Source organism: Actinoplanes lobatus (assembly GCF_014205215.1).
Classification (GTDB): domain Bacteria; phylum Actinomycetota; class Actinomycetes; order Mycobacteriales; family Micromonosporaceae; genus Actinoplanes; species Actinoplanes lobatus.
On the sequence record NZ_JACHNC010000001.1, the window covers coordinates 9,608,992 to 9,624,597 of the forward strand.

Below are 15,606 nucleotides of genomic sequence, written 5' to 3' on the forward strand. Positions count from 1 at the left end.
CCGGGCCCCCGGTGTGACCGGGGGCCCGCGCGTCAGAAGGTGAACTCGCCGCCGTAGTCACGGGTGTGGTCGCGGTAGATCGTGTGGTAGTGGATCTGGTCCTGGACGACCACGCCGTTCTGGCAGACGAACTCCACCCAGACGCTCGGCCCGTCGATCCGCACGTAGTCGGCGTGCTTGGTCAGGGTGGGGGAGCCGGACCAGCCGATGTAGGTCTTGTCGATCTCCGACGTGTAGATCTTCATCAGCGCCGCGGCGGTGGCGTCGTCGGCGCCCGCCACCCACGGCTCGATGGCGGCCAGGACCAGCGCCTTCTGCCCGGCGGTGAGCGCCCCGGCGGACAGGCCCTCCTTCGTCGCCGGGAACTGGCCGTCCTCGCCCGGCCCGACCAGCACGTCGGCGTACGTCTTCGCCAGCTTCGCCGTCTCACGCTCGGTCTCGGTGAGGCTGTCGAGCATGGTGACCAGGCCGGTCCTCATGTCGTTCAGCGGCGCGTGCCGGACGTCCGCGGCGTCGGTCCAGGTGATCGGCTCGACGCCGACGAAGTACGGCGACGCCCCGGCCACCTCGCCGTTCTTGTACGCCATGTGCACCGCGAGGTGGTGGCCGCCGAAGCTGATCTGCCAGGCCCCGGTGGTGCTGGGCGTGCCGAGGAACGCCAGGAAGTAGTTGCCGGACGAGTAGCTCGTGTCCGCGCCGCTGAACGGGCCACCGCTCGGCATCTCACCGGGCGGGCCGCCGCCCGGCATGCCACCGCTGGGCATCCCGCTCGGTCTCCCGCTGGACATGCCACCGGGTGGGGCACCGCTGGGCATGTCCGGACGGGCGCTGCTGAGAGCGCCTTTGGCCTGGAGGACGCCGAGGTAGTCGTCGGCGGCCATGATCTGCTCGGCCCGCTCGTAGCCGCCGCCGGCCCCCGTCCCGAGCGCCGTCTTCAGCACGCTCTTGGCGGCGGCCTGCTCCTCGATGTCCAGGTCACCGAACCGGATGCCGGGGCGGCAGGACGAGCCGCACGGCAGGTTCGACCACAGGGTCGCGTTGGCCTCGGTCAGCTCCAGCTGGGTGAGCGCCTTCTCGTCGGCGTCGAGGGTGGCGAGGAACGCCTCGGCCGCCTGGACCACCCCGGCGACCGATTTCTCGTACGACCTGACGATGGGCAGCGCCGCGCTGGACCTCCCGGTCGTCGGCTCCTGGTCCGCCGACTCGCCGCAGCCCGCGGACGCGAGCACGAGAAGCACGCCGGCGAAGGCCGGCCACCGATTTCTCACGATCCGCCCCCTGGTGAAGATCCGTCCGGATCATCACGTTAGCGATCGTTGAGCACCTTCAAGGCGATATCACCCAACTCCGCACTCCGGGAATACAGCGACGCCCCCGGCCCCGGCCGGGTCCGCCCGTCCAGCCCCCGGTAGTCGCCGCCGGCCTCGGTCACGATCAGCGAGGTGGCCGCGAAGTCCCAGATCTTGCCGCCGGTCTGCACCGCCAGATCCAGTTCGCCCCGGGCCACCAGCAACGCGGGCTGCACCGTCCACGCGCGCTCGTCGGCCGCCTCGATGAGAGGGGCGACCTTGTCGCGTCCCCAGTCCGGCACCACGCCGAGCCGGCTCCCGGCCAGCTCCGCCGGCCCGGCGCCGGCGACCCGGATCCGGTGTTCGCCGAGGATCCGCCCGTCCTGGATCCGGCCCTCCCAGGTGCCGCCGCCGCGTTCGGCCCACCAGATCCGTCCCTGGGCCGGGACGGCCGCGACGGCGACGCTGATCTCGTCCCGCTCCTCGAGGGCGATCAGCACGAGCCACCGGTTGTCGCCCTCGACGAAGAGATGGGTGCCGTCGATCGGGTCGATGATCCAGCGGCGGCCCTCGGTGCCGGCGGTCTCGCCGTGCTCCTCGCCGAGAACCGCGTCCCCCGGCCGGGCGGCGGCGAGAACCTCCCGGATCCGGGTCTCGACGGCCCGGTCGGCGGCGGTCACCACCGACCCGTCGGTCTTGACCTCACGCGGCAGCCCGGCGAGCGCCGCGAAGTGCCGGAGGCCTTCGGCGGCACCCGCGAGGGCGGCGTCCTGGGCGAGTCTCAGATCATCAGCCACTCCCCCATCCTGCCCGCGGCACCCCCGAGGGGTTGTCCCGTGTAACGAGAACGTCATGGGAATCTTGAAGTAACAATGCGTACTCAGATGGACCGGATCACCGACGGAGTGATCTTCACCGTGCCGGCCGGCCTGCCCCGGGGCCGGCACGTGCTGGCCCGTGAGCAGGTGGTGGCCGCCCAGCGGGAGCGGATGATGATCGCCGCCACCGAGCTGCTGGCGGCCGGGGGCTACCGGGGCTTCGGGGTGCGCGAGATCTGCGCCCGGGCCGCGGTGTCGAGGGCGGCGTTCTACGAGTGCTTCGCCGACAAGGACGCCTGCGTGCACGCCGCGTACGACCGGTTCATCGCGGTGTTCCTGGACCGCCTGGCGGCGAACCGGGGCGAGGACTGGCCCGGTTGCGTGCGCGAGTTCGTGGCCGCGTACCTGGGCACGCTGGAGAGCGACCTGGTGGCGGCCCGCGCGTTCGGGGTCGAGATGGACGCGCTGGGCCGGGCGGCCCGTGAGCGGCGGCGCGCCGCGCTCACCCACCTGGCCGGGTTCATCCGCGACCTGCGGGAGCGGCGGTTCCCCGGCACGACCGGGGACACCCCGCTGAGCGCCTACATCGGAGCCGTCTACGCGCTGCGGCAGATCGCGTCGGACGCCCTCGACGCCGAACCCGTGCCCGGCCTGTCGGCCCTGATCCCGGAACTGTCCACCTGGCTGTGCCGGATGGTGCAGAGCCCAGCAGAGGAGAGAGTGTGACGATCTGTGCCGCGCCCGCGGACGAGAAGGCCCGCCTCGACGATCTACGGCGGGACACCCCGTCGTCGTTCGGTGCGATGTTCCTGCGGCGCGCCGAGCGTACCCCCGATGAAGTGGCCTATCGGCGACCCGGCAGCGAGGGTGAGTGGATCGCCCAGACCTGGGCGGAGACCGCGTCAGCGGTCCGGGAGATCGCGGCCGGACTGATCACGCTCGGCCTGCGCCCGGAGGACCGGGTGGCGATCGCGGCCGGCACCTGCGTCGAGTGGATCGAGGCGGACTTCGGGGTGATGTGCGCGGGCGGCGCGACCACCACCGTCTACCCGTCGTCGTCGCCGGAGGAGGTGGCGCACGTCCTCACCGACTCGGGCAGCCGGTTCGCGTTCGTGGCGGACGCCGCCCAGGAGGCGAAGGTCGGCCCGCACGTGGAGCGGGTGTTCCGGATGGACGCCCTCGGCGAGCTGCGGGACGCCGGCCGGGAGGCGCTGGCCGCCGATCCGGAACTGGTGCGGCGGACCACCGGCGCGGTCGGCCCGGACGACCTGGCCACGCTGATCTACACCTCCGGCACCACCGGCCTGCCCAAGGGTGTGCGGATCACCCACGGCGCGTGGGTCTACCAGGGCCTGGCGATCCAGGCGATGGGCTTCCTGCGGACCGACGACGTCGGCTACCTGTGGCTGCCGCTGTCGCACGCCTTCGGCAAGGCGCTGCTGGCCTGCCAGCTGTCGGTGGGCTTCGAGTTCGCCGTGGACGGCGACGTGAGCCGGATCGTGCAGCGGCTCGCCGAGGTGCGGCCGACCATCATGCCGGCCGTGCCGCGGATCTTCGAGAAGGTGTACGCCGGGGTCGGCGCGACGGTCGGCGGTGGCCTCAAGGGCCGCCTGTTCGCTTGGGCGATCAAGGCCGGGCACCGCAACGTGCTGGCCGACCGGCTGGTGCTGTCGAAGGTGCGGGCCCGGTTCGGCGGGCGGATGCGGTTCTTCATCTCCGGCGCCGCCGCGCTCTCGCCGGACATCGCGGTCTGGTTCGGCGCGATGGGCCTGCCGATCGCCGAGGGGTACGGGATGACCGAGTCCTGCGCCACCACGGTCTTCAACCGCCCCGAGGCCCCGGAGTACGGCACCGTGGGCCGCCCGCTGCCCGGCACCGACGTACGGATCGCCGAGGACGGGGAGGTCCTGCTGCGCGGCCCCGGCATCATGAGCGGCTACCACGGGCTGGACTCCGGCGAGACCCTGGTGGACGGCTGGCTGCACACCGGCGACATCGGCGAGATCACCGAGGGCGGCTCGCTGCGGATCACCGACCGCAAGAAAGACCTGATCAAGACGTCGAACGGCAAGTACGTGGCCCCGCAGGCGATCGAGGCGAGGTTCAAGGCGATCTGCCCGATGGTGAACCAGATCCTGATCCACGGCGACGGGCGGAAGTTCGTCACCGCGCTGATCGACCTGGATCCGGAGGTCACCCGTACGCCCGAGGTGGAGGCCGAGGTCGCCGCCTGCGTCGAGCGGCTGAACGCCGGTCTCAACCCGTGGGAGACGATCAAGAGGTTCCTGATCCTCGACGAGCACCTGGACGTGGAGAGCGGCCTGCTCACCCCGTCGATGAAGCTGCGCCGCCGGGTGGCCGAGGAGCGCTACCGGTCGCGATTGGACGGTCTCTACACCTAGGGTCCGATCATGCGTCGCAGCCACGACGGTCGCCGACCACGGCGGCCACAGGACGCTGCGGGCGCCGGGCGGCCGTCTGCTCTGCGTGGTGCCGGTGCAGAGCCCGCCCGGCCTGTTCGACGCGGAGGCCAGCACCTGGGCGTGACCTGGGCCGCACCCGGTCCGGCCTGCGCCTATACCGGTTGCGCGATCACATAGGGTTTTGGATGCGTCGATCCATGGGGGAATCAACATGTCGCCATCTCGCCCTGCCCTGCTCGCTCTCGCCACCGTCGCGCTGGCCGCCGGGTGCACCAGCCCGGCCGTCGAGCGGGCATCCACGCCCGCGTCCACGCCGGGCACCGAGTCCACGTCGGCCGCCACCGCGCCGAGCCCGACCGGAACCCCGGCCCGGGACCAGTTGCTCGCCGCGCTGGAGAAGTCACGCACCAGCACCTACCGGTTCAGCGTGACCGGTGACGTGCCGGACAAGCAGAAGGTCGCCGGATCCGGGACGTTCGACCCGAAGGCGAAGCGCCTCAGCGTCAAGTACAAGATCACCGGCAAGGAGACCGACCAGTCCCAGCGGATCGTGGTCGGCACCGACCTGTATTCGCGGGAGAAGAGCAACGAGACCTGGGTGCACCTCGACCTGAAGCGGATCAAGAAGGACTCGCTGTACTGGTTCGACATGACCGACCCGACCGGCCTGTCCCGGTTCACCTCGGCGGTCGACCAGGTCCGCAGCACCGGGCCGAACGCGTACGCCGGCACCCTCGACATCGAGGGCGACAAGTTCAACGAGGGCTTCCTGCCGGTCGGCACCCCGGCCATCTCGGTCTGGTTCGGCGGAAACGCCCAGTTCACCGCGACCACCGACGCGGCCGGCTGGGTCACCTCCATCGGCGTGACGCTGCGCGACAGCGACGGCGCGCTGAAGATGAGCACCCGGCTCAGCGGCCACGGCAAGCCGTCCGGGGTGAAGAAGCCGTCCAACTACGGCGAGGCCTGGGACTTCTACTACGACAAGAAGTAGCGGCCGCGGTCACATGTCGAAGAGGTCGGCGGCCCGGGTGGCGCGCAGCAGCCATCGCAGGTGCGGCTGCGGATCGTGCAGGTGGCAGGTCGCCTGCCGGGCCTCCGCCACCCGCCGGGCCGCCACCAGCATCCGCAACCCGGCCGCGTCGCAGAAATCCACGCCGGCCACGTCGATGTGGATCTGCCGGACCGGGTCGCCGAGACCGATCAGGTCGTGCACCCGGGTCAGGTCGTAGAGCTGGGTCTGCAACGCCTCCACCGACATGGCGTCCAGGCTGCCCTGGAGGGTGATCAGCAGACGGTCGCCCTCCCGGCTGCCGGCGATCCGGGTCCCGGTCACGACGGACCCTCCGGGCGCGATCGGATGATCGCCCAGACCAGCTTGCCGCCGCGGGCCGGCAGGGCGCCCCACGCCGACGCCGCCGACCCGACGATCCGCAGCCCCAGGCCCCGGTCGACCAGCGACGGACCGAGCGGGCCGGGCACCGGATCGCAGACCCGGGGCAGCACCAGGTCACCGTCGTAGACGGCCAGGTGCAGGGCGGCCGCCGGCCCGGAGCCGCGCGACGACACCACCACCTCGATGTCGGTGCCGGCGTGCTCGGCCGCGTTCACCACCAGCTCGGAGATCACCAGGCGGGCCCGCTCGCACAGGTGGCCCAGGCCCCAGCCGGAGCAGGCGTCGGACACCAGTGACCGGGCCTGCATCGCGGCCGCCGGGTCCGGGGGCAGGGCCAGGTGCAGCCGGTCCGGCAGCGCGTTCCGGCCGGACAGGGCGGCCCGCGCCTGGGAAACGGTCGCGTACAGCACCAGCCAGTCCCGGGCGCCGAGTCGCCGCAGCCGCCGGGCCACCGGCGCGTTCGCCGGCACGCAGACGGCGACCGCGACCGGCGGTTGCAGGGCGGCCCCCTGGGCGCACGCGGTCAGCCACAGCGGCGCGCTCACCGCGTGCGGGTCGCGCAACCGGTGCAGATCCACGATCACCCCGGTCGGGTGCTCGGCGAGGCATTTGTCCAGCACGGTACGGGCCTGCACCGACCGTCGCCGGTCCCAGCCGCCCCATACGGACAGCTCGATGACCGCGGTGTCCGCGTCGATGACGGCCAGCACCGAATCCGCCACCGCATCACCGGACCACCCGATCAGGTGCGGTGAGCCCGCGCTCATACCCTCTTCTCCCGGAAATCAGCAACATCGATGCCGCCGCCGCAATTCTTGGATTATCCGGGAGATACCGTCAACGGTGATTCACCATCCGCCACGATCTACAGGGCGCTCTGCAGTGCGAGCACCCCCCGGTTGACCGCGCTGATCGCCTTGCGGGCCGTCTCCCGCACGCTCGGCGAGGCGGCGGACGCGTCCTTCACCTGGCCGAGCAGGTCGAGCACCTGGCGCGCCCACCGGACGAAGTCGCCGGCCGGCATGTCGGCGTCGTTGGAGCCGCTGGCCAGCACCCGGGCCAGCGGCTCACCGCGGGCCCAGCGGTACATCGGCCAGACGAAGCCGGCGTCGGGCTCGCGGGTCAGCGACAGCCCGTGCTCCGACTCGTCGGCCGCGATCTCGCCCCACAGCTTGGCGCAGGCGTCGACGGCGCCGCTGACCGGGCCCTTCGGCACCGAGGCGCGGTCCTCGCCCTCACGGCGGGACTCGTAGAGCACCATCGACACGGCGGCGGCCAGCTCGTCGGGGGCCAGCCCCTCCCACACGTCCTGGCGCAGGCACTCGGCGACCAGCAGGTCGGCCTCCGACCAGATCCGGCCGAGCATCCGGCCGGCCTCGGTCACCTCGCCGTCGGAGGAGAGATAGCCGCGGGCGGTCAGGACGGCGCACACCTGGTCGAACGTGCGGGCGAGCGAGCCGGTGCGCCCGGACACCTTGGCCCGCAACGTCTCGGTGTCGCGGTGCAGGCGGTGCCGCCGCTCGGCCCAGCGGGCGTGGTCCTCCCGCTCCGGGCAGGCGTGGCAGGGGTGCTGCCGCATCCTCACCTTGAGCAGGCCGATCTCGGCGTCCTCCCCCGGGTTGGCGCGGCTGCGGCCGCCCCGGCGACGGTCCGGATGCCGGTCCAGCCCGGTGGCGCTGACCTGGGCGGCCAGATCCCGGCGGGCGCCCGGCGAGCGGTGGTTGAAGTTCTTCGGCACCCGCACCCGGGCCAGCACCTCGACCTGTCCGCCGAAGTCGCCGGGGCTGACCCGGCCGGCCCACCGGTCCTGGGTGAGCACCAGCGGCCGCGGCTCGCCGAACCCACCGGTCGCCGGCTCGATGACCACGGCCAGCCCGGCCCGGCGGCCCTGCGGCACCCGGATCACGTCGCCGGTCCGCAGCCGCTCCAGCGAGTCGACGGCCGCCGACCGGCGCTGCTGGACGCCCTGGCGCGACAGCGACTTCTCCCGGTCGGCGATGGCCACCCGGATCCCGAAATACTCGTCGAAGTCGCCGTGGTGGCAGGCGGCGTCCGCGGAATACGTCTCCATGGTCTCGACGTTGCGCTGCACCTGCCGGGCCAGGCCGACCACCGACCGGTCCGCCTGGAACTGGGCGAACGACGACTCCAGCAGCTCCCGGGACTTCTCCGCGCCGACCGAGCCGACCAGGTTGACCGCCATGTTGTACGACGGCCGGAACGACGACCGCAACGGATAGGTCCGCGTGGAGGCGAGCCCGGCCACGTGACGCGGGTCCACGTCGGGGCTCCACAGCACCACGGCATGGCCCTCGACGTCGATGCCGCGGCGCCCGGCCCGGCCGGTCAACTGCGTGTACTCCCCCGGGGTGAGGTCGACGTGCGCCTCGCCGTTGAACTTGACCAGGCGCTCCAGCACCACGCAGCGGGCCGGCATGTTGATGCCCAGCGCCAGCGTCTCGGTGGCGAACACCGCCTTGACCAGGCCCTTGACGAAGCACTCCTCGACCGCCTCCTTGAAGGCGGGAAGCATGCCGGCGTGGTGGGCGGCGACGCCGCGCTCCAGGCCGTCGAGCCACTCCCAGTAGCCCAGGACCGACAGGTCCTCGGACGGGATGGCGGCCACCTTGGCCGACACGATCCGGCGGATCTCGGCCCGCTCCTCCGGGTCGGTGAGCCGCAGCCCGGCGTCGAGGCACTGCTTGACCGCCGCGTCACAGCCGGCCCGGCTGAAGATGAACAGGATCGCCGGCAGCAGGCCGCCCCGCTCCAGGCGGTCGACGACCTCGGCCCGGGGCGGTGGCTGCCAGCGCTTGCCGCGCCCGCCCCGCCAGCCGCTGCTCGCCCGGTCGGTGAACTCGAGCCGCCGGTCCATCTCGCGGGTGTAGCGCAGCAGCTCGGGATGCACATCGTGCTTGCGGGCCGCGTCGGCGTCGTGGAACAGGTCGAACATCCGCCGGCCGACCAGCATGTGCTGCCAGAGCGGCACCGGCCGGTGCTCGCTGACCACCACCTCGGTCTGCCCCCGGACGGTGACCAGCCAGTCGGCGAACTCCTCGTAGTTGCTGACCGTCGCGGACAGCGAGACCAGGGTGACCGACAACGGGAGGTGGATGATCACCTCTTCCCAGACCGCGCCCCGGAACCGGTCGGCGAGGTAGTGCACCTCGTCCATCACCACATAGGCCAGATTGCGCAGCTGGTCGGAGCCGGAGTAGAGCATGTTGCGCAGCACCTCGGTGGTCATCACCACCACCGGCGCGTCCCCGTTGATCGCGTTGTCGCCGGTCAGCAGGCCGACCTTGTCGGCACCGTGGCGGGCCACGAGATCGTGGTATTTCTGATTGGACAGCGCCTTGATCGGTGTCGTGTAGAAGCACTTGCGCTCCCCCGAGCGCAGGGCCAGGTGCACCGCGAACTCGCCGACCACGGTCTTGCCGGCGCCGGTCGGAGCGCAGACCAGGACCCCGCTGCCACGCTCCAGCACCTGGCAGGACTCGCGCTGGAAGTCGTCCAGGTCGAAGCCGACGTCGAGCATGAAATCCTCGAGGGCCGGATAGGTGGCGACCCGCGCCGCCCGCCGTCGGGATGCCGCGTAGTTCTCGGCGGGACTAGTCATGACCCAAGGCTAGTTCGTGCGTATGACAATTTGCAGCACGGTATAGGGCCGCAAGGTCCGCCGGGACAGGTCGGTAAGGTGCACGACGTGCCGCTTGCCTCGAATCCTCCAAACCGTCCGGTGCGGCCCGTCGAGGCCGTGCTCTTCGACTTCCACGGCACACTCGCCCAGGTGGAGGATCCGCTGACCTGGGTGATCGCCGCGGCCGCCGCGTGCGGGACCGCACTGGACCGGGGAAAGGCGACGGTTCTGGCCGACCGTCTGACGACCGCCGGGCGGGCCGGCGGGCCGCTGCCGCACCGGGTGCCGCCGCATCTGGCCGAGCACTGGGCCGACCGCGACCTGTACCCGCACAGTCACCGCGCCGCCTACACCGGCCTGGCCGCGACCGTCCACACCGATGTCGAAGGATTCGCGGACGCCCTCTACGAGCGGCTGCTGCTCCCGGAGGGCTGGCTGCCGTACCCGGAGACCGAGCCGACGCTGCGCAAACTCCACGAGGCCGGGGTGAAGGTGGCGGTGGTCAGCAACATCGCCTTCGACATCCGGCCGCTGTTCGCCGCCTGGGGGCTGGACGGGTTCGTCGACGGTTACGCGCTGAGTTACGAGATCGGGCGGATCAAACCCGACCCGATGATCTTCTACCGGGCGTGCGGCCTGCTCGGCGTCGACCCGGAGCGGGCGCTCATGGTCGGCGACACCCCGGCCGACGCGGGCGCCGTCAACGCGGGCCTGGCCACGCTGGTGCTTCCCGCCGCCGACCCGGGCCGGCCCAACGGCCTGTCCGCAGTGCTGGCGCTGGCGCTCGCCGGTCAGGCGTAACGGTCCAGGACGGTCCCCTGGCGGCCCTTCTTCGCCGCCTCGGCGACCGGCGCCTCGTCCTGCGTGCTGACCGCCGCGTCGGCGATCGCCCGGAACGCGTCCTTGGCACCCCCGAACAGGGCGGACGCACGAGACGTCACCGAGGGGGCGCTGCTGCCGATCGAGTTCGTCATGCCCTACGGTTCGGCACCCGCACCGGGATCTGACCCCGTGGTCAGCGGAGCAACCGGACCGCACCCGGCACACAGCTCACCTCGACCGGCAGAGGGCCGAGACGCTCGCCGTCCGCGTACCCGATGATGCCCTCCGCCTCGATCCGCACCTCGCGCGCCCGCAGCACGGTGACCCGCGGATCGGTGACGTGGGTGCCGTTGCGCAGGCGCGGCTTCAGCCGCGTCAGGGCCGCGCGCCCCAGCGTGGTCGCGAAGATGACGTCGAGCAGGCCGTCCGCCGGGTCGGCGTCCGGCACGATCCGCAGGCCGCCGCCGTAGCTGGGGCAGTTGCCCACCGCCACGATCTCGCCCCGCAGATGATGGACGGCGCCGTCGGTGTGCACCGTGTAGTCGCGGGCCCTCAGCCGGGCCAGCTCCAGCAGGATCGCCAGGTCGTAGCGGCGCGGTCCGGAGGGCCTGCGCATCCGGTTGGCGCGCTCGTTGACCAGCGCGTCGAATCCGCCGGCCAGGACCGCGCAGAACCATCGCCGCTCACCCCGGGCGTCACGGGTCCGGGCCAGATCGAACCGGTGGTCCCGCTGATCACGGAGGGCCCCGGCGATCGCCTCCGCGGCCTTCAGCGGATCATGGGGTACGCCCACCGCGCTCGCGAAATCGTTGCCCGTCCCGGCCGGCACCACCCCGAAGCCGGCCTCCTGCCCGGCGACCGCCTGGAGCGCCCGGTGCACCGTGCCGTCGCCACCGACCGCGACCACCGCGGCGGCCCCGTCGGCGACCGCCCGGTGGCAGGCCAGCTCGGCCTCGGCGCTGCTGCCGGCGTCCAGGAGCCGCACCGTGTGCCCGGCCGTCCCGAGAGCCTGCAACACTCCCGGAAGCAGGCCGCGGTGCCGGCCACGCCCCGCCGAGGGGTTGGCCAGCACCGCGATGAAGTCGCTCGTCACAGCCGCGAACGGTACCCCCCGGTCAGGATCGCCGCCGGTGAGGGGGCATGCGATCGCCGCGGAGCGAAGCGAAGCAATCAAGCTACGTCGCGATCGCCGCCGGTGAGGGGGCAAGCGATTTCTCGACGCCCGCGCTCTTGGTTTTGCGGGCGGCGGGAAATCGCCTGCCCCCTCACCGGTTACCAGGCGATCGCCGCGGAGCGAAGCGGAGCAATCAAACTACGTCGCGATCGCCGCCGGTGAGGGGGCAAGCGATTTCTCGACGCCCGCGCTCTTGGTTTTGCGGGCGGCGGGAAATCGCCTGCCCCCTCACCGGTTACAAGGCGATCGCCGCGGAGCGAAGCGAAGCAATCAGGCTAAGTCATGTCGTCGAAACGGCGTTCGATCGGCATGGGCTTCTCCACCGGCGCCGGGGCGTCGATGGAGGTGGGCGACTCGATCGGGTCGGACGCGCCGACCGGCACCCGCTCCTCCTCGAGCGGGGAGATCGCGTCGTCGTCGAGGCCCGCGTAGATCTCCCGACCGCGGCCCTTGCGCCGGTCGTAGAGGAAGGCCACGCCGACCGCGATGAAGTACAGCAGGCTCATGCAGGCCGCCAGCAGGGTCATGCCGAACGGCCCCGGGTCCGGGGTGGCGATCGCGGCGAACGCGAACGACAGGAACACCACCGTGCGCCACCAGCTGAGCAGCCGGCGCGCGCTGACCACGCCGGTGAAGTTCAGCATCAGCAGCACCAGCGGGAACTCGAACGCCACACCGAACAGCAGGATCATCGTGGTCACGAACCCGATGTAGGCGGTGACCTCGAGCTGCTGGGACTCCTGGAGGACACCGGCCTCCATGATGAAGGCCAGGCTGTGCTCCACCACGAGGTAGGCCAGGACCGCGCCGCCGAGGAACAGCGGGGCGGCGATCGCCACGAAGACGTACGCCCATTTGCGCTCGTGCCGGTGCAGGCCCGGCGCGATGAAGGCCCACAGCTGGTACAGCCAGACCGGCGCGCCGATGATCAGGCCGAGCCACAGCGCGATCTTCAGCCGGATGATCAGCGAGTCGGTGGCGCCCAGGGTGAGGAACATGCACTGCTTCTCGCCCTGGGCGTTGAGCACCCACGAGGTGTCGAGAGCGCAGTACGGCCCGCTCAGGACGTCGAACGCCCAGTTGGCCAGGATGAAACCGACGATCAGGCCGACGACGATGCCCAGTGACGCCCAGAAGAGCCGGTTCCGCAGCTCACGGACGTGCTCGATGAGCGTCATGGAGCCGTCGGCGGCCTGCTGGAACTTACTGGGTCCCTTGTTCTTCCGAAGGCTCAGGTCCATCGGCCCGGGTCAGCGGTCGTTGGTGCGCTGCACCGGGTCCACGTACGGCTGGGCGGACGGCTGCTGCGGCTGCTGGTAGCCCTGCTGCTGGTACGGCTGCTGCACCTCGCCCTGCAAGGGGGTGCGGCTGTGCTGCGGCTCAGCCTTCTCCGCGACGTTGTTGTCGTCGTCGACGAGGCCCTTGGTCTCCGCCTTGATGATCCGCAGCGAACGGCCGAGGGACCGCGCCGCGTCGGGCAGTCGCTTCGCGCCGAAGAGCAGGACAAGCACAACAACGAGAACAATGATGTGCCATGGCTTGAGGGCGCCCATGGGAGACTCCAGTCGGTCGGATCAGGTTGCGGGGTCCATCGTACGTGTGGATCCCCGGGATGTTGCCCTCCGGATCCTTCCGGTTTCTTATGATCTTCGGAAGGTCCGGACAACAGGCCGGGAACTGTCTAACGGTGGCCCAGACCTGCTTTGATCTGCTCCACCTTCTCCTGGGCCCGCTCGGCCCGCTCCTGCACGGCGAGCATCGTCTCCTGCATCACCTCGGCCTTGGCCTGCACCGCGAGCGCCTGCTCCTGGCGGTGCCGCAGCCGCCGGGCCGCACGCTCCAGGACCCGCAGCCGCCCGAGAAGTCTCGTCCCGGCGACGATCAGGACCACCAGCGCGACCGCCACCACGGCGATCCAGACCCACATCAGCACGCGGCCACCCTATCCGGCCGCCGGACGGTCCGCCGCGAGGCCGTGCGGCGCGGCGTACTGGCCGAGGGCGGTAGCGGCCTGGGCACGGATGCGTTCCAGCAGCTCGGGCGGGCCCACCACGGTGACGTCGCGGCCCTGGCCGGCCAGGAACCGCTGAGCCCAGCCCAGGTCGGTGACCCGCATCGTGACCAGCCATTCCGGGCCCTCCCGGACGACCTGCTCGACCGGGTAGTACTCGGTGATCCAGCGCCCGCCGCGGCCCACCCGCAGGGTGACCAGCGGCAGCTCCGGGCCGGGGTGGAAGACGCCGCTGGTGACGTCGTGCGGCACCGCGCCGACCGGCGGCGCGGACGGCTCGTCCAGCTCGGTGAACGCGTCGATCCGGTCGATCCGGAACAGCCGGGTCGCCTCGGCCCGGCGGCACCACGCCTCCAGGTAGTTGAAGCCGCCGACCATCAGCATCCGCATCGGGTCGACCACCCGATCGGTGGTCTCGTCCCGCGACGGGGTGTAGTAGGTGAGCCGCAGCGCGTTGCCGGAGGCGACCGCGGCCCGGACCTTGGCGAGCCGCTCCTGGTTCGCCGGCAGCTTGACGGCCACCGGGGCGTCCGCCAGGTCACCGGCCGCGTTCTCGATCTTGGCGAGGGCTCGCTCGATCGCGTCCCGGGTGCCGATGCCGGGCGTCTCGGCGAGCATCCGCAGCGCCACCACCAGGGCGAGGGCCTCGTCCGGGTTGAGCCGCAGCGGCTTGTCCATGCCGGCGTCGTGGCTGATCGTCACGTGGTCGCCGTCGATCGCCATGTCGATCAGGTCACCGGGACCGTAGCCGGGCAGCCCGCACACCCAGAGCAGCTCCAGGTCCTCGCGCAGCTGCTTGTCGGTGACGTCCAGGTCGGCGGCCGCCTCGGAGATCAGGATTCCGGGCCGGGCCAGCAGGTACGGCACCAGGTTCAGCAGCCGCCCGAGCCGGTCCGCGCTCGGCGTACGCGCGCTCATGACGCCACCTCCGCCGCGTTCCCGCGCCATCTCGAAACCGGGCCCGCGCTCATGCCGGCACCGCCGGGGCCTCGTGCCGGGTGATCATTTCCTTCAGGTGCTGGATGACGGCGTCGCGTAGCTCGGGCGGGCCGTCGGCGCGGGCGTCCGGACCGTACCCGGCGATCCGCGAGGCCAGCCAGTCCACGTCCCCGTAGCTGATGGTCAGCCGGTCGCCGTCCGGCCCCGGGGACACCTCGGCGGCCATCCGGCGCAGCCCGGCGGCCCGGCCGGGACGGACCGTCACGGTGGCCCGGCCGTTGCGCGCGATCGGCCCGGACGAGCGGGCCACGTGGCTGATCAGGTCCGCGCCGACGGGCGGCTCGAAAGCGCCCGGGCGGCCGGTGGCCTTGACCTCGCCGACGATGCGGGACAGGCGGAAGCAGCGGGTGGCGGCCCGGTCGCGGTCGTGGCCCACCACGTACCACCGGCCGCGCCAGCAGACCACGCCCCACGGCTCCAGGCGGCGCGAGCTGGGCTCGTCGACCTCGGGCACCCGGTACTTGAAGGTGACCGCGCGGCGCTCCCGGGCGGCCGAGGTGAGCGGCCCGAACGACGGGTCGACGGTCACCACCGGCTCCACACCCAGGGTGGCCTGCGGGTCCACCTCGACGCCGGCGGCCCGCAGCTTGGCCAGCCCGGACGACGCCGCGGCGGCCAGGCCGGCGTGCTGCCACAGGCGGGCCGCGATGCCGACGGCGGCCGCCTCGTCCGGCTCCAGGAGGATGTCGGGCAGCGCGTACTCCCGCTGGGCGATCCGGTAGCCGGGCTCCTGGTCGAAGATGCTCGCCGTACCGGTCTCCAGGGGCACGCCCAGCTCACGCAGCTCGGCCTTGTCCCGTTCGAACTTGCGCTGGAACGCCTCGTGGTCACGTGGGTCCGACGGGTCGTGCTCGTAACCGGGCACGGTCAGGGCGATCTGCGCGGCGGTCAGGAACCGCCGCGTCGACAGGAGGCAGATGACCAGATTCACCAGGCGCTCGGTACGAGTGCGCGACACGAGTGGCAACGCTAGCAGCCCCCGGTCGAGGGACTGTCAGGCGTCACTGCCCCCGCAACCTTGTAGGGTTCGCCGC

General features: G+C 71.9%; 16 protein-coding genes. 4 read left to right on the top strand and 12 right to left on the bottom strand.

The window, feature by feature from the left end:
* Positions 1 to 32: 32 nt before the first annotated feature.
* The gene (locus tag BJ964_RS43680) at positions 33 to 1,268 is read right to left on the bottom strand and encodes a DUF3500 domain-containing protein (protein ID WP_188126142.1); all 1,236 of its coding nucleotides are present in this window, start codon (positions 1,266 to 1,268) and stop codon (positions 33 to 35) included.
* A gap of 38 nt (positions 1,269 to 1,306) precedes the next feature.
* The gene (locus BJ964_RS43685; RefSeq protein WP_229806818.1) at positions 1,307 to 2,086 is read right to left on the bottom strand and encodes an inositol monophosphatase family protein; all 780 of its coding nucleotides are present in this window, start codon (positions 2,084 to 2,086) and stop codon (positions 1,307 to 1,309) included.
* Positions 2,087 to 2,161: 75 nt separating this feature from the next.
* Between BJ964_RS43685 and BJ964_RS43690 the strand changes: the two genes are divergently transcribed.
* The 3 genes from BJ964_RS43690 (at position 2,162) to BJ964_RS43700 (ending at position 5,524) form a co-directional block, all read left to right on the top strand.
* Positions 2,162 to 2,833: a TetR/AcrR family transcriptional regulator gene (locus BJ964_RS43690; RefSeq protein WP_229806819.1), complete on the top strand. Its 672-nt coding sequence runs from the start codon at positions 2,162 to 2,164 to the stop codon at positions 2,831 to 2,833.
* Positions 2,830 to 4,509 (top strand): AMP-dependent synthetase/ligase, encoded by a 1,680-nt coding sequence (locus tag BJ964_RS43695; RefSeq protein WP_229806820.1) that lies wholly within the window; start codon positions 2,830 to 2,832, stop codon positions 4,507 to 4,509. The genes BJ964_RS43690 and BJ964_RS43695 overlap by 4 nt, the downstream gene beginning before the upstream one ends.
* 232 nt (positions 4,510 to 4,741) lie before the next feature.
* Positions 4,742 to 5,524 (top strand): hypothetical protein, encoded by a 783-nt coding sequence (locus BJ964_RS43700; RefSeq protein ID WP_188126144.1) that lies wholly within the window; start codon positions 4,742 to 4,744, stop codon positions 5,522 to 5,524.
* Between the two features lie 9 nt (positions 5,525 to 5,533).
* Here BJ964_RS43700 and BJ964_RS43705 read toward each other — a convergent pair whose 3' ends face one another.
* The 3 genes from BJ964_RS43705 to BJ964_RS43715 all read right to left on the bottom strand — a co-directional run bounded on the left by BJ964_RS43705 (position 5,534) and on the right by BJ964_RS43715 (position 9,545).
* Positions 5,534 to 5,866 (bottom strand): STAS domain-containing protein, encoded by a 333-nt coding sequence (locus BJ964_RS43705; RefSeq protein ID WP_188126145.1) that lies wholly within the window; start codon positions 5,864 to 5,866, stop codon positions 5,534 to 5,536.
* A complete protein-coding gene (locus tag BJ964_RS43710) occupies positions 5,863 to 6,693 on the bottom strand; it encodes an ATP-binding protein (protein ID WP_188126146.1) in 831 nt (276 codons plus the stop codon). Before BJ964_RS43710 ends, BJ964_RS43705 begins: the two co-directional genes overlap by 4 nt.
* A 98-nt stretch (positions 6,694 to 6,791) precedes the next feature.
* A complete protein-coding gene (locus tag BJ964_RS43715) occupies positions 6,792 to 9,545 on the bottom strand; it encodes a DEAD/DEAH box helicase (protein WP_188126147.1) in 2,754 nt (917 codons plus the stop codon).
* A gap of 78 nt (positions 9,546 to 9,623) precedes the next feature.
* Here BJ964_RS43715 and BJ964_RS43720 point away from each other — a divergent pair, with 78 nt between their 5' ends.
* Entirely contained in the window at positions 9,624 to 10,367 is a 744-nt protein-coding gene (locus BJ964_RS43720; protein ID WP_188126148.1) for an HAD family hydrolase, read from the top strand.
* Here BJ964_RS43720 and BJ964_RS43725 read toward each other — a convergent pair.
* The 7 genes from BJ964_RS43725 to BJ964_RS43755 all read right to left on the bottom strand — a co-directional run bounded on the left by BJ964_RS43725 (position 10,358) and on the right by BJ964_RS43755 (position 15,530).
* Positions 10,358 to 10,540, bottom strand: coding sequence for a hypothetical protein (locus BJ964_RS43725; protein WP_188126149.1), 183 nt, complete (start codon positions 10,538 to 10,540; stop codon positions 10,358 to 10,360). The two genes, BJ964_RS43720 and BJ964_RS43725, sit on opposite strands and share 10 nt — an antisense overlap.
* Positions 10,541 to 10,581: 41 nt before the next feature.
* Positions 10,582 to 11,481 (bottom strand): diacylglycerol/lipid kinase family protein, encoded by a 900-nt coding sequence (locus tag BJ964_RS43730; protein ID WP_188126150.1) that lies wholly within the window; start codon positions 11,479 to 11,481, stop codon positions 10,582 to 10,584.
* Positions 11,482 to 11,837: 356 nt separating this feature from the next.
* Entirely contained in the window at positions 11,838 to 12,803 is a 966-nt protein-coding gene (tatC, locus tag BJ964_RS43735; protein WP_188126151.1) for a twin-arginine translocase subunit TatC, read from the bottom strand.
* Positions 12,804 to 12,812: 9 nt separating this feature from the next.
* Positions 12,813 to 13,115 (bottom strand): Sec-independent protein translocase subunit TatA, encoded by a 303-nt coding sequence (gene tatA / locus BJ964_RS43740; RefSeq protein ID WP_188126152.1) that lies wholly within the window; start codon positions 13,113 to 13,115, stop codon positions 12,813 to 12,815.
* A gap of 128 nt (positions 13,116 to 13,243) precedes the next feature.
* Positions 13,244 to 13,489, bottom strand: coding sequence for a hypothetical protein (locus BJ964_RS43745; RefSeq protein ID WP_188127508.1), 246 nt, complete (start codon positions 13,487 to 13,489; stop codon positions 13,244 to 13,246).
* 15 nt (positions 13,490 to 13,504) lie between these two features.
* Entirely contained in the window at positions 13,505 to 14,491 is a 987-nt protein-coding gene (locus BJ964_RS43750; RefSeq protein WP_188126153.1) for a helix-turn-helix transcriptional regulator, read from the bottom strand.
* 49 nt (positions 14,492 to 14,540) lie between these two features.
* On the bottom strand, positions 14,541 to 15,530 hold the full coding sequence (locus BJ964_RS43755; RefSeq protein ID WP_188126154.1) for a helix-turn-helix transcriptional regulator: 990 nt from the start codon (positions 15,528 to 15,530) through the stop codon (positions 14,541 to 14,543).
* Positions 15,531 to 15,606 lie beyond the last annotated feature (76 nt).